The sequence below is a fragment of the Antarctobacter albus genome (assembly GCF_900101505.1).
In the GTDB taxonomy this organism is placed as follows: domain Bacteria; phylum Pseudomonadota; class Alphaproteobacteria; order Rhodobacterales; family Rhodobacteraceae; genus Antarctobacter; species Antarctobacter albus.
The window spans coordinates 68433-91594 of record NZ_FMZI01000018.1 but is presented as its reverse complement, the minus strand read 5'-3'; the positions used below and the strand labels follow the sequence as shown (position 1 = coordinate 91594).

The following is a 23162-nucleotide window of genomic DNA, read 5'->3' as shown; positions in this document are numbered from 1 at the left end:
GCGCCTTTTTCGTGCCTTGGAATTGATGCAATCCCGCACCAGTACCTCCCCGAAAGGGCCATGAATCTGAGCAAGCCTCCCTTGAATGCTTGAGCGATCTGGGCAAAAGGGGCAAAACTTGGGCAAGATTGAGGCAACCCGCCGTAAAGTGCGGGCTCGGGATGGAACAAGGGCGCGGCATCGTATCGCTCCCGTCCGGAACGAAAGGGCAGAACTGTGATCACGCGAATGGTGGCCGCCGGGGCGCGGGCATTCCTTGTTGCATTGCTTGTGGCGACTCCTGCGCTGCTGATGCCGGGAACCCGTGCCGAGACCACCCAGATGATCGCCCTGATCGGCCTCGTTGCCGCCATCCTGACCCTTGTCGAATACCTTGCCGACGCGCCCTCGCTGATCGAGTTCCGTTCGGCCCCGCCGTTCAACCGCATCCGTTTCTTCTCGCTTGCGCTGACAGTGATCCTGTTGACGCTGATCTGCCGGGGCGCGGTGCTGTCGACCCCCCTGACGGACGGTCTGATCGGTTTTGGCCGCATGATCGGTGAGGCGATGGATTTCTCCTTTTCGCCCGTGCACCTGATGCTGCTGGCCGTACCCGGAGAGGCGATGGTCGAAGAGATCCGTCCGCTGGCAGGCCTGGCCTATGTCATTTCCCTTGTCACGATCCTGTTGTTCGTGGCGCTGGTGCGGATCCTGGATTGGCCGCTGGGGCGGGGTGCCTTCAATTTCTGGATCAACCTGCCGCTCTACGACCCTACCGCAGGTGGTGACATCCTGCGGCGCCTGCGCCGGGACAGCCACGTTAACGTAGCCTTAGGGTTCCTGCTGCCATTCTTGATTCCGGCGCTGCTGAAGGCCGCCGGGGTTCATGCGACGTCCTTGTCCTGGGCCGAACCGCAAACACTGATCTGGACGATGAGCGCATGGGCCTTTCTGCCGGCAAGCTTGATCATGAGGGGGGTGGCGCTGATGCGCATTGCCGACCTGATCGAGGAAAAGCGCCGCCGCGCCTACGCGCAGGCGGACCTGCAGGCGGTCTGATCCTCTTTCTCAGCTACGTTCTCGTGGCCTGGGCGGCCTGTGCCGACCCGGTGCGCCTGGCCACCTGGCACGGTGATTTCAGCCGCAAGGGGCCGGGGCTGATGCTGGCCGACCTGGAAAAGGCGCCGCCGGACCTCGGGCCGATCATCTCGGTCGGGCCTGACGTCCTGCTGTTGACCGACATCGACTATGACGCCGGTCTGGTCGCGTTGGGAAAGCTGAACAGCCATCTGGCTGACCAGGGCCTGCACTATCCGTATCTCTTTGCCTTGCGGCCCAATACCGGAATGGCGACCGGGCTGGACATCGACGGGGACGGCTATCGTGGCGGTCCGCGCGATGCGCAGGGCTTTGGCTGGTTCGCGGGGCAGGGCGGTATGGCACTTCTGTCGCGCTATCCGGTGGACCTGTGGGTCGATCACTCCGCGCTGTTGTGGAAGGACGTTCCGGACAGCGCGATTGCCTCTGACGACCCGGCACACGATGTGCAGCGCCTTTCCAGTTCCGCGCATTGGGCATTGCGCGTGGCAACGCCGGGCGGGGGGCTGACGCTGCTGACGCTTGCGGCCACACCGCCGGTTTTCGACGGCCCCGAGGATCGCAACGGGCGCCGCAACCGGGATGAGGTTCTGCTTTGGACCCATGTCCTTGATGAAAAGATCGGTACTTCGCCCGATACGCCCGTCGTCGTGATCGGCAATCTCAACCTTGATCCCGCTCGCGGCAACGGGCTGCATGACGCCGCGCGCCGAGTGCTGGAACATGGGCGTCTGCAGGATCCGATGCCGGGTGCGGAGACCGTGACCTGGGACAGCACCGGGCCGATGCGGGTGAGTTATGTCCTGCCAGACCGGGCGCTGTCTGTCGGCGACAGCGGAGTCACGCCGCCGTCGCCGGATCTTGGGCCGCATGGTCTCGTCTGGGTCGATCTGACCCTGCCTTGAGCACTGGCGCCACGGCGGCGGCCAGTGCCTCGTCCACCGGGGTTTCCCGAAAACCCGGCAGGAGCGCGTCGAAACTTTCATGTGTCAGGCGGTGCGGCTTGTCCCAGAGGTAGCGCATCTCGACCAGTTTCGCCCCCAAGGGCCAGACCGGCGCGGCCAGGCGGAGGGGCCACCAGGCCATGCGCTTGACCCTCACCCCGCGTCCCAGGATCTCGCCGATCTGCCTGGCCATGTCCTGCCCGGTCAGCGTGTAGCCGGGAAAGTTCACCTCCGTGAATCGCGGCAGTATCTCGCGCCGTTCCGCCAGGGCCACTGCGGCGCGCGCCATGTCGGGCAGGAAGGCCCAGGCATGCGGCACATCCGGGTCGCCGGGATAGGTCAGCACGCCCTTCTTAAGCGAGGGCGCCATCTGCAGGTCGAACCAGTTGCCGGAGGCCGCGGTATCCAGGAAGTCCCCGGCTCGCAAAAGGATCACGGGGATACCCGCATCGCGGTAGGTCTGCTCCATCTCGATCCGCACGCGGCCAAGGGGGTTCCGGGCCGCGTGGGCGACTTCGGGCCCAAACCCCTCCGGCGCCTCCTTGCCGAAGACATAGACGTTGCCGGGCAGGATAACCGTCGCGCCAGAAGTGCGCGCCGCCGCGATTACCTGTTCGGTCAGGCGTGGTATCTGCGTGGCCCAGTCCGTGTAGGCCGGGTTCCAGCCGTTCACGATAATATCCATCCCCTGTGCCGCTTGCGCCAGGTCGTCCTGTTCGCGGTCGAACAGCACAACCCGCCAACCCGCGTTCCAGAAGGCCTCTGCCGCGTTGCGTCCGAACCGCCCGCTGCCGCCCAGGATCAGCACATTGCCCGTCATCTGACCATCCTCCATCTCACTTGCCCCCAAGTGTGCCCCATTCATCAGATTCGAGGAATTGCCAGAATGCGCAGCTCATGTATTCATGAATGAATGGATACAATCGTCACCAAGCTTGACTGGTCGCTGGTCCAGACCTTCCTGACCGTGGCCGAAACCGGATCACTGTCAGAGGCGGCGCGGCGTCTGGGAATCTCGCAACCGACCGCCGGACGGCAGGTCCGCCAGATCGAGACCACACTGGGGTTGGAGCTGTTCCGCCGCCAGCCGCGCGGACTGGCGCTCAGCGAGGCGGGCGCCGACCTGCTGCCCCATGCGCAGCGCATGGCCGAGGGCATGCGGGGGCTGAGCCTGGCCGCTGCGGGCCGGGCAGAGACGCTCTCAGGCCCCGTGCGCGTCACAGCCAGCGTCTTTACCGCGCAATACCACCTGCCGCCGATCCTTGCGAAACTGCGCGAGGAAGAGCCGGAGATCAGTATCGACCTGGTGCCCACGGACCGGTCCGAGAACCTTTTGTACCGCGAGGCCGATATCGCCGTGCGGATGTATCGCAGCGAACAGCTGGACATCGTCACGCGTCACCTGGGCGAACTGGAATTGGGGCTCTACGGGGCGAAATCCTACATCGCGCGCCGGGGGCGGCCGGAGACTTTCGAGGCGTTCCTGAACCATGATCTGGTCGGGTATGACCGCTCTGACCTGATCCTGCGCGGCATGCGCGAGATGGGCGTGGAGGCACAGCGGGACTGGTTCGCCACCCGCACCGATCATCACCCCGTCTACTGGGAGTTGATAAAGGCGGGCTGCGGCATCGGCTTTGCCCAGCGCAACATTGGCGATGCCGAACGGCTGGTGGAGCGGGTGCTGCCACAGATCCCGCTGCCGACGCTGCCGCTCTGGCTGGCGGCGCATGAGGCGGTTCGGCACACGCCGCGCATCCGCCGGGTCTGGGACGCGCTGGCCGAAGGGCTGTCGGCCCATGTGGGGCCGCAACAGGCGGGGTGATATTGACCAGACTGCCCCCGCGCGCTAGGGGCCTGACGTCACGAATAGGAGAGCCCGACCATGTCCAACCCTTCGCTTCTCATCCTGCCGGGCGACGGCATCGGCCCCGAGGTCATGGCCGAGGTCCGCAAGGTCATCGACTGGTACGGCGCAAAGCGCGACCTGGCCTTTGATGTGTCCGAGGACCTGGTGGGCGGCGCGGCCTACGACGCGCACGGCACACCGCTGCACGATGACACGATGGCCAAGGCACAAGAAGTGGACGCGGTCCTTCTGGGCGCCGTCGGCGGCCCGAAATACGACGTGCTGGATTTCAGCGTGAAGCCCGAGCGTGGCCTTTTGCGCCTGCGCAAGGAAATGGACCTCTATGCCAACCTGCGCCCGGCCCAGTGCTTTGACGCGTTGGCGGATTTCTCGTCGCTGAAAAAGGATGTGGTCGCCGGCCTGGACATCATGATCGTGCGCGAGCTGACCTCGGGCATCTATTTCGGCGAGCCGCGCGGCATCATCGAAGAAGGCAACGAGCGTGTGGGCATCAACACCCAACGCTACACCGAGTCGGAGATCGACCGCGTGGCGCGCTCTGCGTTCGAACTGGCCATGAAGCGCGACAAGAAGCTGTGCTCGATGGAAAAGGCCAACGTCATGGAATCCGGCGTGCTCTGGCGCGAGGTGGTGACCGAGGTCGGCAAGGATTACCCCGAGGTCGAGTTGAGCCACATGTACGCCGATGCGGGCGCCATGCAGCTGTGCCGCTGGCCCAAGCAGTTCGACGTCATCGTGACCGACAACCTGTTCGGCGACTTGCTGTCCGATGCCGCTGCCATGCTGACCGGCAGCCTTGGCATGTTGCCCTCGGCCAGCCTTGGCGCGCCGATGGCGAATGGCCGTCCCAAGGCGCTGTACGAGCCGGTGCACGGCTCGGCGCCCGACATTGCGGGCCAGGGCAAGGCGAACCCGATTGCCTGCATCCTGTCGTTCGCGATGGCGCTGCGCTACAGCTTTGACCTTGGCGACGAGGCCACCCGCCTGGAACAGGCCGTGGAAAAAGTGCTGGCCGACGGTGCGCGCACCGCGGACCTGCTGGGCGAAGAAGGCGTCGATCCGGTTTCGACCAGCCAGATGGGTGACGCCATCGTTGCCGCGCTGGACGCCTCGCTGTAAGAAAATCCCGTCTCGACAGGGATGCCCGGGCCGGACAGGATCACCCTGTCCGGCCCGAAAGGTTTCTGCCCATGTTGCGTCCCGCCCTGATCACCTGCCTCCTTGCGTCGCCCCTCGTCGCCGAGGAGGTCCAGATCCTGCCCGGCTATTCCGATTTCCGTGTGCCATCGGCGCAGGTGACGGACATGCCGATGTCCCTTGTCCAGGACCTGGTCCTTGGGTTTCCGGGTGAAGGCGAGGGCCTGCCCCGGTTGGACCTGACCGCAGGGATCACGGACGGGCGGCTGGTTATCGAGGTCACGGAGGACGGTCTGGCCGACGATTCGACCCGTGCCCTTCAACGCCGGTTCGAGTTCCTCCGCGCTGATGGAGGCTGGCAGCTTGTTGCCTTTGGTCATCGTCAACGCTGTTGGCGGGGCAACACCGATGACTGGACGGACCAGCCCTGCCCCTGACCGGGCAAAGTTGCGCCCATCCCCCTTGCGTTCCAGCCACAATCATCCTGTGATAGCGTTAACAAGCGGCGCCAACCGACTCAGCTTTATGGATTCCGGATGTCTCACAACGCCAAAGGCGCCCTTTTGGCGCTGCTCGCTTTCGGGGTGTTCTCGCTTCACGACGTGATCGTGAAGTGGCTGGGGGCCAGTTACAGCCCGGTGCAGATCGTCTTTTTCAGCGGGTTGTTTTCCTTTCCGCTGCTGACGCTGATCCTGATCCGCGAATCGCAGCCCGGCACTTTGCGGCCGGTGCATCCCTGGTGGCTGATGGTGCGGACTCTGTCTGCTGTCATCACGGGTCTGTCGGCCTTTTATGCCTTTTCCGTTCTGCCGTTGGCACAGGTCTATGCGATTCTCTTTGCCGCCCCCCTGCTGATCACCCTGCTGGCGATTCCCATCCTGGGCGAACAGGTGGGTCTGCGTCGCGGTATTGCGGTGGTCGTCGGTCTCTGCGGCGTTCTGGTGGTGCTGCGCCCCGGCGGAACAGAGCTGAGCTTGGGGCACCTGGCGGCGCTGGTTGCCGCCTTTGCCAGCTCCCTGGCCTCGATCATCGTGCGCAAGATCGGCCAAGACGAACGCAGCGTCGTCATGCTGCTTTATCCGATCCTGACGAATTTCATCGTCATGGGCGCGGCGCTGCCCTTTGTCTACAAGCCGATGCCGGCGCTCGAACTGGGCGGGCTGGCGTTGATGTCCGTCATGGCGTTTGCAGCCTCGGCGCTGGTCATCATGGCCTACAAGACGGGCGAGGCCGTGGTCGTCGCCCCGATGCAGTATTCGCAGATCCTCTGGGCGGTTTTCACAGGGGCGGTCTTCTTCAACGAATACCCCGACACCTGGACGGCAGCGGGCGCGGGAATCATCATCGCCAGCGGCACCTACATCGTGCTGCGCGAAGGCGGAAAATCCTCGACCAACCGTCCGGTGCTGCGGTCCCGGACTCGGTTCGAGACCGGGATCGTGCCCCGTGTGCGGTTTTTCAGGAAAGACCGGACGCCGCGCGCGAAAGACCCGCGGCAAGCGCACGATTGAGCCTTGCCAAAGCCCCGGCGCTGGGCTATCCCGCCCGCCACGGTCGGAGTGTAGCTCAGCCTGGTAGAGCACTGTCTTCGGGAGGCAGGGGCCGGAGGTTCGAATCCTCTCACTCCGACCAATATGACCATCCAGTTTATCGGGGCCCTCGTGGGCCCCTTTTCGTTTCGGGCGAGCGCGACGCGGCATCCCGCCGCCAGGCGGCAGGCCCGCTGGCGACCCCTTGCGATCACCATTAATTCGAATATACATGAAATATGGAAAAGATGGATGCAATTGCGACGCTGTCCGCCCTGGCGCATGACGCGCGGATCGACGTGTTCCGCCTGCTGGTCAACGCCGGGCCTGATGGCGTGACCGCGGGCCAGATCGCGGACCGGTTGAACATCCGACCCAACACCCTGTCCAACAATCTCAACATCCTGTCCGGGGCGGGGCTTGTGCGGTCCCTGCGCGAGGGGCGGTCGGTGCGCTATTTCGCGAATTTCGATGCGATGCGCGGTCTGTTGTCCTTCCTGATGCAGGACTGCTGCGGCGGTCGGCCCGACCTCTGCCAACCGATCCTGGACCGGATCACCTGTGCGCCGACGGCGCCAGCCGACATGGAGCCTGACCAATGACCGAAACAACCGCGGATCCCGCGATGGGCACCTTTGAACGCTATCTCAGCCTCTGGGTGTCGCTGGCCATGCTGGTGGGCCTGGGCATCGGCGTGATGGCGCCCGGTCTGGTGCAGGCCATCGCGGCGGCCGAGGTCGCAAGCATCAACCTGGTTGTGGCGGTGCTGATCTGGGCAATGGTCTACCCGATGATGGTCGGCGTGGACTTCGGCGCAATTTCCGGCGTGGCGCGACAACCAAAGGGGCTGATCGTGACGCTGGCGGTCAACTGGCTGATCAAGCCCTTCACGATGGCGCTGATGGCGGTTCTGTTCTTCGACCATGTCTTTGCCCCTTGGATCGCGCCCGAGGATGCCGCGCAATACACCGCCGGTCTGATCCTGCTGGGGGCGGCGCCCTGTACCGCGATGGTCTTTGTCTGGTCGCAGCTGACCCGGGGCGATGCGACCTACACGCTGGTGCAGGTGTCGGTGAACGACATCATCATGGTCTTTGCCTTTGCGCCTATCGTCGCCTTCCTGCTGGGCGTGACAGAGATTTCCGTGCCCTGGGAAACGCTGGTTCTGGCAACGGTGCTTTACGTGGTCTTGCCGCTGATCGCGGGCCTGCTGACCCGGCGGGCATTGGGCAGCCAGAAAGCGGTCGAGAGGTTCACCGCAAGGGTCAAACCCTGGTCGGTCGTTGGGCTGATCGCCACGGTCGCCATTCTCTTTGGCCTGCAAGGAGAGGTGATCCTGGCCCGGCCGCTGGTCATCGTCCTGATTGCCGTGCCGATCCTTGTGCAGAGCTATGGCATCTTCGCGCTGGCCTATGGCGCGGCCTATGCGCTGAAAGTGCCGCACCGGATTGCGGCACCCTGCGCGATGATCGGTACGTCGAACTTCTTCGAACTCGCCGTGGCCGTCGCCATCAGCCTCTTTGGCCTCAATTCGGGCGCTGCGCTGGCGACGGTCGTCGGCGTGCTGGTCGAGGTGCCGGTGATGTTGTCTCTGGTGGCCTTTGCCAACCGCACGCGCGCGCGGTTCCCCGCAGCCTGAACCTAGATCGAGGCGGTGATGCCGCCATCGACATACAGCGTGTGCCCGTTGACAAAGCTGGAGGCATCCGAGGACAGGAAGACACAGGCGCCCACCAGTTCCTCGACCTTGCCCCAGCGGCCCGCGGGGGTGCGTTTTTCCAGCCAGGCGGAGAACTCGGGATCGTTGACCAGCGCCTCGTTCAGCGGCGTGTCGAAATAACCCGGCGCGATGGCGTTGCATTGCAGCCCGTGGCGGGCCCAGTCGGTCGCCATGCCCTTGGTAAGGTTGCCGACGGCGCCCTTGGTCGTGGTGTAGGGCGCGATGCCCGGGCGGGCCAGCGCGGTCTGGACCGAGGCGATGTTGATGATCTTGCCACGTCCGCGCCCGATCATGTGGCGCGCGCAGGCCTGGCCGACGTGAAAGACGCTGGCGACATTGGTCTGCAGCAGCTTTTCGAACATCTCGGCCGGGAAGTCCTCCAGCGGGGTGCGGTACTGCATGCCCGCATTGTTCACCAGGATGTCGATGGCGCCATGCGCGGCCTCAAACCCGTCGATGGCCTTGCGCACGGCATCATGATCTGTGGCATCGAAGGCAAGTTCATGGACCGTTGCGCCGGTGCCGCGCAGGCTCTCGGCGGCCTTGGCCAGCTTGCCCGCGTCGCGCCCGTTCAGGACGATCTTGGCCCCGGCCTCGGCCAGGCCGCGCGCAAGGGCATATCCGATCCCCTGCGAAGATCCGGTGACAAGCGCGCGTCGGTCGGCAAGCGAGAAAAGCTGGGACATTGGGTCTCCTCCGGTCGTGTTTCGGGCGATAGCGCGCGGTTCGGGCCGTGTTGTCAACCCGCGCGGGGCTTGCATCCTTGGTCAGGGCAGGGTCATTGAAGGGGCCGGACCATGTCCGGTGCCGGGATCGGAAGGGAGCAGGGACCATGCCGACAGATGCACTCTCGTGGATTGCCGTGGACTGGGGGACCTCGCGGTTGCGGGTCTGGCCGATGGACGCCGATGATCGCCCGCTGGAACTGATCGAATCGGACAAGGGCATGTCGCGCCTGACGCCCGACGCTTTCGAGCCGACACTGCTGGACCTCCTGGGGAACCGTTTGCCCGATACGACGGTGCCGGTGATGATCTGCGGCATGGCGGGCGCCAGGCAGGGCTGGGCCGAGGCGCCCTATGCTGCTGTTCCCTGCGAGCCGCCGGTTCGGGGTATCCGCCCGCCTGTGCAGGATGCGCGCCTGTCGGTGCAGATCCTGCCCGGTGTCCAGCAGGACCGCCCGGCCGACGTGATGCGCGGAGAGGAAACCCAGATCGCCGGGTTCCTGGTGCAGGAACCGCGCTTTGACGGTGTTCTGTGCCTGCCGGGAACGCATACGAAATGGGCTCACATCAGCGCCCGAGAGATCGTGTCCTTTCGGACCTTCATGACCGGCGAGCTTTTTGCCCTGCTGAGCAGCCAGTCGGTCCTGCGCCACACGATGACCGAAGACGGCTGGGATGCAGAGGTCTTTGCCAGCGCGGTGAGCGATTCGCTGTCCCGGCCCGCGGGTCTTGCCGCCTCGCTGTTCACCCTGCGCGCCGACGCGCTGTTGCACGGGACCGGATCGGCGGCGTCCCGCGCGCGCCTGTCGGGCCTTCTGATCGGGGCCGAACTGGCCGCCGCGCGGCCCTACTGGCTGGGGCAGGAGGTGGTGATCCTGGGCGAGGACGCGCTTGCCACGGCCTATGCCACGGCGCTTGAACCGCAGGGCGTGCAGCCTCGTCTGCTGCCCGCCGGTGACATCACGCTGGCCGGTTTGACCGCCGCCTATCACCAGATGAAAGACCCGACATGACCAGAGAGCTTATCGCCATCCTGCGCGGCCTGACCCCCGACGAGGCCGCCCCCGTTACCGAGGCGCTGATAACCGCAGGGATCACCAAGATCGAGGTGCCGCTGAATTCGCCTGACCCGTTCGACAGCATCCGGCGGATGATCACCCATGCCGGCGACACTGCGCTGATCGGTGCCGGCACGGTGCTGGACCCGGTCGAGGTCGGTCAACTGGCCGCACTGGGGGCGGGCATGGTGGTCTCGCCCGATTGCAATCCTCGCGTGATCGTGGCGGCCAAGTCGGCGGGGCTGTTGTCCTATCCGGGCGTCTTCACTGCGACAGAGGCTTTCACCGCGCTGCGCAACGGCGCCGACGGGCTGAAGTTCTTTCCCGCGTTCAAGCTGGGTCTCGACGGGTTCTCGGCGCTCAAGGCGGTGCTGCCGGCAGAGGCTGCGACCTATGCCGTGGGCGGCGTCGGCCCAGAGGATTTCGCCGACTGGCAAAAGGCCGGGATCACCGGTTTCGGCATCGGATCGAGCCTGTACAAGCCAGGGCGCACTGCCGGCGACGTCAAGGCGCGTGCAGAGGAACTGGTGGCTGCCTACGATGCCGCCTTTGGCTGAGGCTTGACAGCCGCGGCGCGGAATGTACGTTATAACATAACGAAACGGGTGGAGCGTCTTCGCCCTAATTGGAATGCCGTACCGCCTGATGCCGTCCTTGTCCCCCGAACCCGTGAATGCAAGCGCCCGGCCTGAACATGGGGTCAACCGGTCAGGCGGCGCGCATGGCGTGGCGGACTGATGGCGTTGCCCCTGGAAATCAAGGACCTCGAGGTGCGGGCGGGCACCCGGACCCTGCTGAAAGTTGGGGATCTTTCCGCCCCTGCCGGCGCACTGATCGGCATACGGGGGCCTTCCGGCGCGGGGAAATCGACGTTCCTGCACGCGCTCAGCGGGTTGATCGAGGTACGCGGACGCCTGTGCTGGGGAGAGGTGGACCTGGCCCGCCTGCGGCCCGAACGACGAACCGCCTTTCGCGCGCACAACATGGGTCTGATCTTTCAGGACTTCCTGTTGTTCGAGGAACTGTCGCCGCAGGCCAACGCGGGGCTTTCCGGGCTTTTCAGGACGCGCCATGACAGAGCGCCAATCGCCACCCGTGCCGCCGAGGGGCTGGCCCGTCTGGGAGTGCCGCAGGGAAATCGCACGGTTGGGTCCTTTTCCGGAGGTGAGCGGCAAAGGGTGGCCATCGCCCGCGCCCTGGCGACCGATCCGGGCTTGTTGCTGGCCGATGAACCGACCGCGAGCCTGGACCGGCGGGCCGCCGATGCCTTGATCGAAGATCTGACCGGCCTGTTGCGTGCCGGCGGCAAGACCCTGATCGCGGTGAGCCACGATGCCCATCTGCTCGAACGGTTGGACCGTGTGCTGACCATCGAGGACGGGAAAGTCACGGACGATACCGGGGTGCAGGCCGCATGAGGGACAGTTGGGACAGCCTGCCGGTCCTCGCGCAAGACCTGATCATCGCCGGGGCGCTCTTGCTGCCCTTGCTGGTGATCGGGGGCATCCTGCTGCGCGGGTTCCGGCCCCTGCCGCTGGTCCGCGCGCTGATGTGGCGGTTTCGCTGGGCCAACCTGCTGTTCGTCCTGCTGATCGCGGTGTCGACCGGCATGGGTATCGGGCTGATCGCGCAGGAGCGTGGTCTGCGCACCGGCAGCGCCCAGGCGGCAGAGAAATTCGATCTGGTGGTGACGGCGCCGGGATCGGAACTGACCATGATGCTGGCGGCGGTCTTTCTGCAGCCCAGTGCCGTGCCGCTGCTGGACGGGGCGGCCTATGACCGGATCGCCAACCACCCGCAGGTGCAGATCGCGGCGCCCATCGCCTTTGGGGACAGCCACGATGGCGCACCGGTCGTCGGCACCATCGCGGAGTTTGTCACCTACCTCAGTGACGGCCAGATCGAGGGGCGGATATTCGCCCGGTCCGGAGAGGCCGTGGTGGGGGCGGCCATCGACCTGCGGATCGGTGACCGCTTCACGCCGGCCCACGGTCGGGGCAGCGGCGCCGATGCCGAGGCCCATGACGGCGTCGGGATCGAGGTTGTCGGACGCATGGCGCGCAGCGGCTCTCCCTGGGATCGTGCCATCCTGATCCCAGTCGAAACCGTCTGGGAGGTTCACGGCCTGGCCAATGGCCACCCTTTCGAAGACGGTGACAGGATCGGCCCGCCCTTCACCCCCGAGTTGTTCCCCGGCACCCCGGCGGTGATCGTCCATGCCGGCGAGCTCTGGGCCAACTATGCGCTGCGCTCGGAATTCACCGTGGCGGGTGAGACGATGGCCTTTTTTCCCGGCACCGTGCTGGCCGATCTTTATCGGGTCATGGGGGATGTGCGGCAGGCCATGTCTGTCATGTCCATCGTGACCCAGGTGCTTGTGGCGGCCTCTGTCCTGTTGGGGTTGTTCATCCTCACGCGTCTTTTCCAGCGGCAGCTGGCCATGCTGCGGGCGCTGGGGGCGCCGCGCCGTTTTGTCATGGCGGTGGTCTGGGGCTATGGCGTCACGCTGCTGGTGGCGGGAACGATGCTTGGGCTGGCGTTCGGCTATGCCGCGGCTCTGGTCCTGTCGCGGATCGTGACGCACAGGACCGATGTCCTGGTGACGGCCACGATCACCTGGGCCGAGGTGAACCTGGCGCTGGGCTTTCTGTCGGCCATGTCCGTCTTGTCTCTTGTTCCGGCGCTTGTCGTTCTGACGCGCCCTGTTGTGGAGAACCTACGCCAATGAAACATCTGCTTGCCGCGCTCATGCTGATGACCACCCCGGTTCTGGCCGAAGAGGGGCATGATCACGACCAACCGGCCCATGCCTTCGAGATTGGGGGACTGGAAATCCTGCATCCCTGGACCAATGCCACCGATCAAGATCATGCGCTGCTGTTCATGGACCTGCACAATGCGGGCACGGCCCGGGTCGAGATCCTGGGCGCCCGGCTGGACAGCGGGCTGGAAGGGCGCTTGGTGGGCTTTCGCATGAAGGACGGCGAGATGGGATTCGAGTCCCTGCCGCCGATCCCGGTGGCCCCGGGCCGGCAGCTGGCGCTGGAGCCGGACGGACTGGCGATCCGCTTTGACGGGCTGCAAGCGGTGCTGGAAGAAGGTCACCACTGGGAGGTGATCCTGCTGACCTCGGCCGGAGAGCTGGAGATCGACGTCGTGATCGAGGCCCAAGACGCGCGCCAGCACGGCCACGCGGGGCATTCGCACTAGGGTTTCCCGTAGGGCCAGCGCACAGGCCCGGTGCTGCGCGCCTTGAGGACCGTTCAGGGAATTTTCCAGAGCAAAGCCGGGGATTGCGTGACCTTGGGCCGATACGCGCTGTATACTTTAGGTATGCAAGCCGTGTTGAAGGACCCTGGAGAGGAAACGCGATGACCGCCAGTCCAAAGGAAATCTGCCGCGAGGCGCTGCGAGAGGGGATCCTGTTGCAGGACCTTGCCCCGGGCACAGAGCTGGACGAGGGCCGGATTGCCGGTAGCTACGGCCTGTCCCGTACCCCGCTGCGCGAGATTTTCCAGGTGCTGGCGGGTGAGGGATACCTGCGATTGGAGGCGAACCGCGGCGCGCGGGTGGTCTCGCTGGAGATTGCCACGGTGCGCGCGTTCCTGCAGACCGCACCGCTGATCCTGGCCACCGCTGCGCGGCTGGCGGCGGAGGTCCGTGGCGGCGCGGGGCTGGAGCCGCTGAAGGCGGCGCAACTGCGGTTCCAACAGGCACTGGAGGGCGGGGACGACGGGGCGGCGGCTCTTGCGGATCATGGGTTTCACACGCAGCTCGGCGAGATGGCGGCAAACCCCTACATGCTGCCCGCGCTGAACCGGGTGCTGATCGACCAGACGCGCCTGAGCCGGGGGGTCTTTAGCCCCGGCTCCAAGAAGGAACGCAAGCTGGTCAAGAAGGCCGTGCAGCAGCACGAGGCCCTGATCGCCGCAATCGAAAGCGGCGCGGCGGACCAAGCCGCCGACCTGGCCCTGCAACATTGGGAGCTGTCGCGTGGCCATATGGAGGGTTTCCTGCGCCCCGACCCGCTGCCGATGGTGCCGGTGGCGCAGGCAGAGAGCACGGCCTAGCTGCCCTCGGCCAGGTCCTTGAGGATCGGGCAATCGGGCCGGTTGTCGCCGTGGCACGCGTTGACCAGCGTCGCCAGCGTGTCGCGCATCCCCTGCAGCTGGGCGATCTTTTCGTCGATGCGGGTCAGGTGTTCCTCGGCCACGCGTTTGACGTCGGCGCTGGCGCGGTGATCGTCCTGGTAGAGGCCGACCAGTACGCGGCAATCCTCGATCGAGAATCCCAGCGCGCGGGCGCGCGCTAGGAAGGCCAGCTTGTGCAGGTCGCTTTCGCGGAAGGCGCGGTAGCCGTTGGCATCGCGCGGCGGTTTGACCAGGCCGATGTCCTCGTAATAGCGGATCGTCTTGGCCGGGAGTCCGGCGCGTTCCGCGACCTCTCCGATGTTCATGCCGTCACCTCGCGGGTACGGGGTGCCGGAGCGGTGGCAGGGGCGTCGCTTAGCGCCCCTTTCAGACCGCGCAGACGCAGCGCGTTGGTCAGGACAAAGACCGAGGAGAGCGCCATCGCACCTGCCGCCAGCATGGGCGACAGCATCATGCCAGTGAGCGGGTAGAGCAGACCCGCCGCCACCGGGATCAGCGCCACGTTATAGCCGAAGGCCCAGACCAGGTTCTGCCGGATGTTGCGCATCACCGCGCGGCTGACATGAACCGCGTTGACGGCCCCTGCGACGGCGCCGGAGGACAGCACCACGTCGGCGCTTTCTATGGCGACATCGGTGCCGGTGCCGATGGCGAGGCCGACATCGGCCTCGGCCAGCGCGGGCGCGTCGTTGATGCCGTCCCCGACAAAGACCACCGGGCCAAAACGTTCGCGCAGGGCGCGCACGGCGTCCAGCTTGCCCTCGGGCAGGACTTCGGCCTCGATCTGGTCGATGCCCAGGTCCGCGCCGATGGCCTCGGCCACGGGCCGCGCATCGCCCGAGATCATGGCGACGCGCAAGCCCGTCTGTTTCAGGGCGTCCACCGCGGCGCGCGCGCCCGGCTTGATCCGGTCGGCCACCGCGAAGGCGCCCGCCAGGGTGCCGTCCAAGGCAACCAGCACCGGGGTCTGTGCGGCACGTTCCATCTGGTGCAGCGTGTCGGACAGTGCGGTCACGTCGATGTTTTCGCGTGCCATCAGCCGGGCGTTGCCGACCAGGACGCTCTGCCCCTCGACCCGGGCGCGCAACCCGTGGCCGGGGATGGCCTCGACCTCTTCGGGGGCCGGGACGGCGCCTGCGGCCTGTTCCAGCGCGCGTGCGATGGGATGCTCCGATCCCTGCTCGGCACTGGCGGCCAGGCGCAGGACTGTTTCCGCGTCAAAGCTCGGTGCGGTCTCTCGCCGGACCAGTGCCGGGCGGCCCTCTGTCAGGGTGCCTGTCTTGTCAAAGGCGATCACCTTGGCGCCGTCCAGCCGTTGCAGCGCCTCGCCCTTGCGAAACAGGATGCCCAGTTCGGCAGCGCGGCCGGTGCCCACCATGATCGAGACCGGCGTGGCAAGACCCATCGCGCAGGGGCAGGCGATGATGAGGACAGAAACGGCTGCGACCAGCGCAAAGGTCAGGCCGGGACCGAAGACCAGCCAGGCCAGAACCGTCACGGCGGCGATGACCAGAACGGCAGGCACGAACCACAGCACCACCTTGTCGGCCAGCGCCTGGATCGGCAGCCGGGCGCCCTGGGCCTGTTCCACCATCGAGACGATGCGCGACAGGACTGTGTCGGCGCCCACCGCCTCGGCCCGCACGCGCAGGGCGCCGGCGCCGTTGACCGTACCGCCGATGACCTGCGCGCCTTCTGATTTCTCGACCGGGGCGGGTTCTCCCGTGACCATGCTTTCCTCGACAAAGGAGCGGCCAGAGATCACGATACCATCCGTGGCGATGCGCTCGCCGGGGCGCACCTGCAGGACGTCGCCCTTCTGCAGTTCGGAAAACGGGATTTCCTCGGTCCCGTCCGCGCGTTCGACGCGGGCCATGTCGGGCCGCAGGTCCAGCAGGTGGCGGATGGCGGCGCCGGTGCGGCCCTTGGCGCGCGCCTCCAGCCAGCGCCCCATGAGGATCAGCGTGACGATCACCGCCGCCGCCTCGAAATAGACGGCGCGGGCGGTTTCCGGCAACACCGCCGGGGCAAAGAGCGCCACCGAGGAATAGCCCCAGGCGGCCAGAGTCCCCAGCGCCACCAGAGAATTCATGTCCGGCGCCCCCTTGGCCAGCAGCGGCAGCCCGATCCGGTAGAACCGGCGGCCCGGCCCGACCAGAACCAGCGTCGTCAGCACGAACTGCACCGTCCACCACAGGGTTTGCCCCAGTGTGGCGTCGATCCAGTGATGCAGCGCCGGGATCATGTGCCCGCCCATGACGCCCAGGAAGACCGGCAGGGTCAGCGCGCCCGCGATCAGGGTCTGACGTTTCAACGCCGCGGCCTCCTCGGCCTGTCGGGCGGTGGCGTCCGGGGTTTCGTCGCCGTCCATCGACGTGGCCGGATAGCCCGCGGCTGTCACGGCCTCGGCCAGGGTCTGGGGATCGACGCTGCCCGCCAGAACCAGCGCTTCGGCGGTCTGGGCGGTCAGGTTCACGCGCGCCTCCAGTACGCCCGGCAAAGCGGAGAGCGCCTTTTCCACGCGGCCCACGCAGGAGGCACAGCTCATGCCTTCGATGGCCAGGCGGATGCGCTGTTCTGCTGCGGGATAGCCGGCTGTCTTCAGCGCGTCGCGCAGATCCCGGGCCTCTGTGTTGGTTTGAACCGTGGCCATACGGTTGGCGAGATTGACGTTTGCCTCGGTCACGCCCTCGACGCCTTCCAGCGCCCGCGTGGCCCGCCCGGCACATCCGCCGCAGGTCATTCCGGTTACTTCGAATCGCAATTGTGTCATGGCTCGTGCCTCCTGCGACCGGATATGGGGGTTCCAGTCATGGGAAGGTAAAGACCCGATGCGAAATTTTTTCCGGGCTCAGCCCAGGCCGGTTTCCTGCGCGATCTGCGCGCGCGACTTGCGCGCCCGTTCGGTGGCGGATTTCAACTGTCCGCAGGCCGCCATGATGTCCTCGCCTCGCGGCGTGCGGATCGGAGAGGCATAACCGGCCTTGTAGATGATATCGGCGAATTTCTCGATCCGGGACCAGTCGCTGCGCTGGTAGGGCGAGCCGGGCCATTCGTTGAAGGGGATCAGGTTGATCTTGGCCGGGATGCCCTTGATCAGCTTCACCAGCCGGCGCGCGTCTTCGTCGGTGTCGTTCACGTCCTTCAGCATCACGTATTCAAAGGTGATGCGTTCCGAGTTCGACAGGCGCGGGTATTCGCGCAGCGCGGTCAGCAGCGTCTCGATGTTCCAGCGCTTGTTGATCGGCACCAGCTTGTCGCGCACCTCATCCGTGGTGGCGTGAAAACTGACCGCCAGCTGACAGCCGATTTCCTCGGCGGCGCGGGCGATCTCGGGCACGACGCCGGATGTAGACAGGGTTATGCGGCGGCGGGACAGGGCAATGCCTTCGCCGTCCATCGCGATCTTCATCGCGTCGCGCACGCCCTCGAAATTATACAGCGGCTCACCCATGCCCATCAGGACAATGTTCGACAACAGGCGCGGGCCGCTGTCGCCGGTGCCGGTGCCGGGTTCGGGCCATTCGTCCAGGTCATCGCGCGCCAGCATGATCTGGCCGACGATTTCACCCGCCGTCAGGTTGCGAACCAGCTTTTGCGTGCCGGTATGGCAAAAGGAACAGGTCAGCGTGCAGCCCACCTGCGAGGAAATGCACAGCGTGCCGCGATCTTCCTCGGGGATATAGACGACCTCGACCTCGTGCCCGCCGGCGATGCGGACAAGGTACTTGCGCGTGCCATCCGCCGAAACCTGGCGCGAGACCATCTCGGGCAGCGAGATCACGAAATTCTCGGCCAGCAGAGCGCGATAGGGTTTGGCCAGGTTGGTCATGGCGTCGAAATCGCGCACGCCCCAGTGGTACAGCCACTGCCAGACCTGATTCACCCGCATCTTGACCTGCTTTTCCGGCGTACCGGCGGCCAGCAGCGCCTCGCGCAGTTGCGGGCGGGTCAATCCGATGATGTTCATCGGTCCCTCCGGCAGCTTGCGGGGGATGGTCAAGAGATCCTGGGTGATGGGCGTCGTCGCAGTCATGCGAAAAGGCTCCTGTCTGGCGCGAAGCCCGCCGTATACAGGATTCGCGGGCAAAGCCAAAGGGCCGAATGACATCCGTCACGCGGCCCCTGTTTCTTCTTGGTCCAAATACCCGGGAACGGCCCTGTGCCGTTCGGCCCCGATCAGGAGCAGCGCGCCTCGGCGTCCTCGAAGGCGGCGGTGAACCCAAGCAGCGAGAAGGTGTCCTTGGTTGCGGTCCCGCGCGAAGAGACCGCGGACACGACGGCGTCGGCGCCCCGTTTCATCGCGGTGATGATGCGGGTGTCGTCCTGCGGCGTGGCCGGCCAGGCCCATTCGCCCTCGGTGTAAAGCTCGAACTCGCTGTCGCCGATCACCACGTTGACGGTCGACCCGTCCGCGAAGGGATAGCCGCCGGTAAAGGCGACCTGGCCGCTGACCCCCGCCTCGGGGCGGAAGAAGACCATCAACAGGATCTCGCCCCGCGTGACGGCGACCACGCGACCGTCCTTGGTGTTGACGCTTTCCTTGTAGGTGGTCACGGCCCAGCATTCGCGGGGCGTTTCCTCTTCGAACACCGACCAGTCGGTCATCGCGTCCACGCGCGCCGTACTGCTATCCTGCGCGCCTGCTGCCGTCGCGCTCAGCACAAGGGCGAGCGCGCCCAATCCCCGACCCAGACCTGACATCATTCCTGCAGCCTCCAGCTGTCTCTACCTCGACTTACGTACAGGGCCTTGAATGTCCCGGATGGCCCGCGCACGAAAGGGTTTTTATCTCGACGGCGGGACAATAGCCTGAAAGAAGTCGGGCGTAAAAGCCCCGGTGGCAGATTATCGCTCAACTGTTGGAGGTCATTCATGACAGCGGTTCCCCTGGTCGAGGTTCATCGCGGCCCCGTGATCGAAAGCTGGCATTCCGGGCACGCCGTGGTCTGTGACACCACGGGCGGAATTGTCGATGCCTGGGGTGATCCCGAAGCGGTGATCCTGCCGCGCAGTTCGGCCAAGATGCTGCAGGCGCTGCCCTTGGTCTCTTCGGGCGCGGCACAGGCTGCCGGATTGGGGAGCGAGCGGCTGGCGCTGGCCTGTGCCTCGCACAACGGGGCGCCGCTACATGCGCGGCTGGTGGGCGACTGGCTGGCCGAACGGGGCCTGACCGAGGATGACCTGCTGTGCGGGCCACAGCCCTCGCGGGACAAGGAGTTGCGGTTCTCGATGATCCGCGACGGGGAAAAGCCGGGGCGCGTGCTGAACAACTGTTCCGGCAAGCACACCGGCTTTTTGACGCTGACGCAGCACCTGAAGGCGGGGCCGGATTACGTCGATCCCGCGCACCCGGTGCAGATGGCCTGCCGCGAAGCCTTTGAGGAGGTGACGGGCGAGACCAGCCCTGGGTTCGGCATCGACGGCTGTTCGGCCCCGAACTTCGCCACCACGATGACGGGGATGGCGCGCGCTATGGCGTTTTTTGCGGGCGCCGCGGCGCGCGGCGATGCCCAGTCGCGGGCGGCGGCGGACCTGGTCGAGGCGATGATCGCCCATCCGGTGCTGGTCGCCGGTGAGGGGCGCGCCTGTACCCTGCTGATGCAGGCCGCGAAAGAGCCGGTGGCGCTGAAGACAGGGGCAGAGGGCTATTTCATCGCCATCCTGCCCGCGCGCGGCCTAGGCGTGGCGGTCAAGATCGCGGATGGGGCGACACGCGCCTCGGAATGCGTGATCGCGGCGCTGATGGTGCGGCTGGGGGTGCTGGACGCGGACCACCCGGATGTAGCGCGCTTCCTGAATCCGCCGATTCGCAACTGGGACGGGTTGGTGACCGGCGAAATCCGCCCCGTGGCGGGGCTGGTCAGGCAGTGACGAATTCGCCCCTGGCATAGCCCTGCAGGTAGAGCAGCGCGGTCAGGTCGCCGTGGTTGACCCTCAGGTCGCTCTGCGCCTGGACCGAGGGTTTCGCGTGCAGCGCCACGCCCAGCCCGGCGCGGGTCAGCATGCCCAGGTCATTGGCGCCGTCACCCACGGCGATCACGTCACAGGCGGAAATCTCCAACCGGGCGGTGATCTCGTCCAGTGCCTGTACCTTGGCCTCACGGCCCAGGATCGGGCGGCCGACCTCTCCGGTCAGTTCACCGTTCTCGATCAACAGCGTGTTGGCGCGATTCTCGTCAAAGCCCAGCAGCGACGAAACCCGTGTGGTGAAGGCGGTGAACCCGCCCGAGACCAGCACGCAATGCCCGCCCGCCGCGTGCATCGTTGCCAGCAGGGTCTTGCCGCCGGGCATCAGCGTGATGCGGCTCTCGACCACCTTGTCGATGACGCTTTCCGGCAGACCCTTCAGCAGGGCGACCCGTTCGATCAGTGCGCCCTCGAAATCCAGTTCGCCGTTCATGGCGCGGGCGGTGATCTTTTTTACATGGGCGCCGACGCCAGCCTCTTCGGCCAGTTCGTCGATACATTCCTGCTGGATCATGGTGCTGTCCATGTCGGCCAGCAGCATCCGCTTGCGCCGGTTCGCCTCGGTCAGGACGTTCAGGTCGGCCATCTCCGCGATGGAGGCGCGGATCTCGTCGAGGTTGCCGGGCGTTGTCTCCAACGGGAATTCGGCGGCCTCGTCCGGGGAAAGCCAGCTCACCGTGCCGCCCCCCAGCGCGTTGCGCAGGCTGTCGACCAGCGCCGGGTCGAGCTGGCCGGGTTTGGCGATGAGAGAGGCGATCTGCATGGGGCTTTGTCCTTTGCTGCGCGGTGTGCTTTTGGCATGGCGCTGCGCGGTTGGCCAGTGGGGGCAGGGGGCGCTGCCCCCGTCTCCCTGCGGTCGACTCCCCCGGGAGTATTTTTGCAAAGAAGAAGCCGGGGGCGCTCAGGCAAAGCTGCCCTGGCAGAACCAGCCCGAGGAGGTGGCGCCGCCATGCGCGTAGAAGAGCCAGAGCCTTTCGCCCCGGTCCGTGTCTACCCGCCAGTAGTCGCGGGGCCCCGATCGCCAGTCGGGATCGTCGAGCCACCATTCCGGCGCGATCCGTTCCGGCCCGGTCTGCGCGCTTGCCTGCCAGTCGCGCCCGCGCCAGCGGAAGGTTCGCGGCGGACGCGGCGTGTCGGGGGCGGTCACCGGCTCGGGGCGCCAGAGCAGCAGAGGGCGGGGCACGGCGGGCGCGGGCCAGTCGCGCGCGGGCCGTGACCAGGCGGCGGCCAGGATTTGTGACGCCTTTTCAGGGATATGACTGTCGGCAGGGGCGCGGCGGGTGATCGTCTCCATCCCCAGCCGGGCGCCGAGCCGGCTGACCAGGTCATCGAGCGCGGCGCCGCCCTGGACGCGGCGGGTGCCCTGTTCCGCGGCCTCCAGGTGGCCGGTGCGGGTGCGGGCGTGCAGCGGTTCGTGCACCACCGCCTCGAGCCGCAGCATGTCGATGCCGGGGCCGGCCTCCAGCCCGGAGATCTTGAGCCTTATCAGGGGCATGAGCCGGTGCGGCTGGTCGCTGGCCACGGCGCTGGTGACGGTCTGCCAGTGCATCTGGTGGTCGCAGCGGTGCGCCTCGATCCGCAGTGATCGGGCGCCGCGCCCGCTGGCCCTGAGCGTGGTGCAGAGCCGTTCCGTCATGCGCGAGAGGGCCTCGGCCACGTCCTCTTCCAGCCCGATGGGATCGGGAAAGGACATGCGCAGGGCAAAGCGATCCGGCGGCGCGCTGGGCGAGACCGGCTCGGGCGCGGCGCCGGTGGCCTGGTCGAGCCGGTCGACCAGGCCGCGCCCGAACCGGCGTGCCAGCGGCGCGCGGGGCTGGCCCAGGAGATCCCCCACGCGGCGCAGGCCGAGGCGGGAAAGCTGTTCGATAACATGGGGTTCCAGCCGCAGGGCGGCGATGGGCAGGGGCGAGAGCGCGCGCCAGCCCTGGCCGGGGGGCGCGATGCGCGTGCCCAGGCCCTGCGCGGCGGGGCGTGGTGGGGCGGTGCCGCCGCGGGTCCAGTGGCGGCGCTTGCCGGCGCGGGCGCGGGTGGCGGGGGCCTCCTGGTCGATGGCGTCGCCGGTGCGGGCGGGGGCGGCCTGTTGCTGCGAGAAACGCGCCAGCGCCCAGGCCGCGCCCAGCGTGTCGGCGATGCCGAAATGCACCGTCAGGCCAAGGTCGGCACAGTCCTGCGTGGCCTGTTGTGCCAGCTGTTCCTCGCCGCCGAAGAGATGCGCGCAGCCGGTCAGGTCGATCACCAGCGCGTCGGGCGGTTCCACCGCGACCCAGGGCGAGAACTTGCCCGCCCAGCGGTGCAGTGCGCCAAGAAAGTCTTTCTCCTGAATGGGTTGCGCCGGGCGGGTGAGCAGGCCTGCGCACATGGCATGGGCGTCGCGCAGTGGCTGGCCGGGGCGCAGCCCGGCCTGCGAGGCGGCCAGGGACAGCGACCCCAGCACCTGTGCGGAGCCCTCTTGCGCGACGGTGGCAAAGGGCACCTCGGCCAGGTGGGGCTGGGCGCGGATCAGGCGTTCGGCGCCAAGGCGGGGAAACCAGAGCGAGAGGATGCGGCGGTTGGGCATGGGGAATCGCGGGCAGCGTGTTCTTGTTATGTTCTAGCTTTCGCGAGGCGCGGAGTCGAGTCCGGGAGGCGGGGTTTCGAGAGCGCGCGGTGGGGTAACGGCGCGTACGCCGCAAGCGCAACACAAGACCTTGGGGGTGAAATGTCGGCGAACCACAAGGCAGATGACAGGTGCCAGCCCCGCCTCGCCGCTGCGAATCGTACAAAACGTACAAAAGGTACGGCGATTCCAGCATTTTGTACAAAACGCGGCGCGATCTCTGACGGACTGGGGCCGCGCGGGGCGGAAATCCGGTTAACGGGCGCAAAGGCCGCAGGCGGGACAGGGCGGGACCGGGGGAAGGGAGCGGCGGCCCGCATGTCGCATTTGCCCGGCCTCCGGTCGCCCCCTGACCTTTGGGAAACCAGCGGTTGTATCGGGTGTC

23 protein-coding genes and 1 tRNA gene are annotated in these 23162 nt (G+C 66.6%); 16 read left to right on the top strand and 8 right to left on the bottom strand.

The annotated features are described in order from the left end of the window. Nucleotides 1-216 precede the first annotated feature (216 nt). Together BLQ71_RS22985 and BLQ71_RS22980 are read left to right on the top strand one after the other, a co-directional pair. On the top strand, nucleotides 217-1038 hold the full coding sequence (locus tag BLQ71_RS22985; protein ID WP_074623391.1) for a hypothetical protein: 822 nt from the start codon (nucleotides 217-219) through the stop codon (nucleotides 1036-1038). Between the two features lie 23 nt (nucleotides 1039-1061). Then, the gene (locus tag BLQ71_RS22980; RefSeq protein ID WP_083342344.1) at nucleotides 1062-1982 is read left to right on the top strand and encodes an endonuclease/exonuclease/phosphatase family protein; all 921 of its coding nucleotides are present in this window, start codon (nucleotides 1062-1064) and stop codon (nucleotides 1980-1982) included. Here BLQ71_RS22980 and BLQ71_RS22975 read toward each other — a convergent pair. Then, nucleotides 1918-2841, bottom strand: a complete 924-nt coding sequence (locus BLQ71_RS22975) for a Rossmann-fold NAD(P)-binding domain-containing protein (protein WP_074623390.1) — start codon at nucleotides 2839-2841, stop codon at nucleotides 1918-1920. The genes BLQ71_RS22980 and BLQ71_RS22975 overlap by 65 nt on opposite strands. A 93-nt stretch (nucleotides 2842-2934) precedes the next feature. Between BLQ71_RS22975 and BLQ71_RS22970 the strand changes: the two genes are divergently transcribed. The 7 genes from BLQ71_RS22970 to arsB all read left to right on the top strand — a co-directional run bounded on the left by BLQ71_RS22970 (nucleotide 2935) and on the right by arsB (nucleotide 8196). Then, nucleotides 2935-3846 carry a LysR family transcriptional regulator gene (locus BLQ71_RS22970; protein WP_074623389.1) on the top strand — a complete coding sequence of 304 codons (912 nt, stop codon included), beginning with the start codon at nucleotides 2935-2937 and terminating at the stop codon, nucleotides 3844-3846. Nucleotides 3847-3906: 60 nt separating this feature from the next. Next, complete coding sequence (leuB, locus tag BLQ71_RS22965; RefSeq protein ID WP_043143865.1) at nucleotides 3907-5010, top strand: 3-isopropylmalate dehydrogenase; 1104 nt, start codon at nucleotides 3907-3909, stop codon at nucleotides 5008-5010. 71 nt (nucleotides 5011-5081) lie between these two features. After that, on the top strand, nucleotides 5082-5465 hold the full coding sequence (locus BLQ71_RS22960) for a hypothetical protein (protein WP_043143862.1): 384 nt from the start codon (nucleotides 5082-5084) through the stop codon (nucleotides 5463-5465). Between the two features lie 99 nt (nucleotides 5466-5564). Next, on the top strand, nucleotides 5565-6539 hold the full coding sequence (locus BLQ71_RS22955) for a DMT family transporter (RefSeq protein ID WP_074623388.1): 975 nt from the start codon (nucleotides 5565-5567) through the stop codon (nucleotides 6537-6539). Between the two features lie 44 nt (nucleotides 6540-6583). After that, a tRNA-Pro gene (locus BLQ71_RS22950) sits at nucleotides 6584-6660 on the top strand. A 136-nt stretch (nucleotides 6661-6796) separates the two neighbouring features. Continuing rightward, a complete protein-coding gene (locus tag BLQ71_RS22945) occupies nucleotides 6797-7159 on the top strand; it encodes an ArsR/SmtB family transcription factor (RefSeq protein WP_043147011.1) in 363 nt (120 codons plus the stop codon). Nucleotides 7160-7182: 23 nt separating this feature from the next. Then, on the top strand, nucleotides 7183-8196 hold the full coding sequence (arsB, locus tag BLQ71_RS22940) for an ACR3 family arsenite efflux transporter (RefSeq protein WP_088702489.1): 1014 nt from the start codon (nucleotides 7183-7185) through the stop codon (nucleotides 8194-8196). A 2-nt stretch (nucleotides 8197-8198) separates the two neighbouring features. Here arsB and BLQ71_RS22935 read toward each other — a convergent pair whose 3' ends face one another. Further along, entirely contained in the window at nucleotides 8199-8963 is a 765-nt protein-coding gene (locus tag BLQ71_RS22935; protein ID WP_074623386.1) for an SDR family oxidoreductase, read from the bottom strand. Nucleotides 8964-9109: 146 nt separating this feature from the next. On the opposite strand from BLQ71_RS22935, the gene BLQ71_RS22930 reads away from it, so the two are divergent. The 6 genes from BLQ71_RS22930 to BLQ71_RS22905 all read left to right on the top strand — a co-directional run bounded on the left by BLQ71_RS22930 (nucleotide 9110) and on the right by BLQ71_RS22905 (nucleotide 14130). Beyond that, nucleotides 9110-10015, top strand: a complete 906-nt coding sequence (locus tag BLQ71_RS22930; RefSeq protein ID WP_043147017.1) for a 2-dehydro-3-deoxygalactonokinase — start codon at nucleotides 9110-9112, stop codon at nucleotides 10013-10015. Next, nucleotides 10012-10617, top strand: a complete 606-nt coding sequence (locus tag BLQ71_RS22925) for a 2-dehydro-3-deoxy-6-phosphogalactonate aldolase (RefSeq protein ID WP_074623385.1) — start codon at nucleotides 10012-10014, stop codon at nucleotides 10615-10617. Before BLQ71_RS22930 ends, BLQ71_RS22925 begins: the two co-directional genes overlap by 4 nt. Nucleotides 10618-10797: 180 nt before the next feature. After that, nucleotides 10798-11478 (top strand): ABC transporter ATP-binding protein, encoded by a 681-nt coding sequence (locus BLQ71_RS22920; RefSeq protein ID WP_074623384.1) that lies wholly within the window; start codon nucleotides 10798-10800, stop codon nucleotides 11476-11478. Continuing rightward, nucleotides 11475-12788, top strand: coding sequence for an ABC transporter permease (locus BLQ71_RS22915; protein WP_074623383.1), 1314 nt, complete (start codon nucleotides 11475-11477; stop codon nucleotides 12786-12788). The genes BLQ71_RS22920 and BLQ71_RS22915 overlap by 4 nt, the downstream gene beginning before the upstream one ends. Next, nucleotides 12785-13270, top strand: a complete 486-nt coding sequence (locus tag BLQ71_RS22910) for a copper chaperone PCu(A)C domain-containing protein (protein WP_074623382.1) — start codon at nucleotides 12785-12787, stop codon at nucleotides 13268-13270. The genes BLQ71_RS22915 and BLQ71_RS22910 overlap by 4 nt, the downstream gene beginning before the upstream one ends. A 161-nt stretch (nucleotides 13271-13431) precedes the next feature. Continuing rightward, on the top strand, nucleotides 13432-14130 hold the full coding sequence (locus tag BLQ71_RS22905) for a GntR family transcriptional regulator (RefSeq protein ID WP_074623381.1): 699 nt from the start codon (nucleotides 13432-13434) through the stop codon (nucleotides 14128-14130). Here the strand turns inward: BLQ71_RS22905 and cueR are convergent. The 4 genes from cueR to BLQ71_RS22885 form a co-directional block, all read right to left on the bottom strand. After that, on the bottom strand, nucleotides 14127-14516 hold the full coding sequence (cueR, locus tag BLQ71_RS22900) for a Cu(I)-responsive transcriptional regulator (RefSeq protein ID WP_043147027.1): 390 nt from the start codon (nucleotides 14514-14516) through the stop codon (nucleotides 14127-14129). The genes BLQ71_RS22905 and cueR overlap by 4 nt on opposite strands. After that, complete coding sequence (locus BLQ71_RS22895; RefSeq protein WP_074623380.1) at nucleotides 14513-16984, bottom strand: heavy metal translocating P-type ATPase; 2472 nt, start codon at nucleotides 16982-16984, stop codon at nucleotides 14513-14515. Before BLQ71_RS22895 ends, cueR begins: the two co-directional genes overlap by 4 nt. Before the next feature lie 78 nt (nucleotides 16985-17062). Then, on the bottom strand, nucleotides 17063-18247 hold the full coding sequence (gene rlmN / locus BLQ71_RS22890) for a dual-specificity RNA methyltransferase RlmN (RefSeq protein ID WP_074623379.1): 1185 nt from the start codon (nucleotides 18245-18247) through the stop codon (nucleotides 17063-17065). Between the two features lie 143 nt (nucleotides 18248-18390). Next, nucleotides 18391-18918, bottom strand: coding sequence for an invasion associated locus B family protein (locus BLQ71_RS22885; protein ID WP_043147032.1), 528 nt, complete (start codon nucleotides 18916-18918; stop codon nucleotides 18391-18393). A 168-nt stretch (nucleotides 18919-19086) separates the two neighbouring features. On the opposite strand from BLQ71_RS22885, the gene BLQ71_RS22880 reads away from it, so the two are divergent. Beyond that, a complete protein-coding gene (locus BLQ71_RS22880; RefSeq protein WP_074623378.1) occupies nucleotides 19087-20085 on the top strand; it encodes an asparaginase in 999 nt (332 codons plus the stop codon). Here BLQ71_RS22880 and serB read toward each other — a convergent pair. Beyond that, nucleotides 20075-20944: a phosphoserine phosphatase SerB gene (gene serB / locus BLQ71_RS22875; RefSeq protein WP_074623377.1), complete on the bottom strand. Its 870-nt coding sequence runs from the start codon at nucleotides 20942-20944 to the stop codon at nucleotides 20075-20077. The genes BLQ71_RS22880 and serB overlap by 11 nt on opposite strands. 138 nt (nucleotides 20945-21082) lie before the next feature. Further along, complete coding sequence (locus tag BLQ71_RS22870) at nucleotides 21083-22738, bottom strand: Y-family DNA polymerase (RefSeq protein WP_074623376.1); 1656 nt, start codon at nucleotides 22736-22738, stop codon at nucleotides 21083-21085. Nucleotides 22739-23162 lie beyond the last annotated feature (424 nt).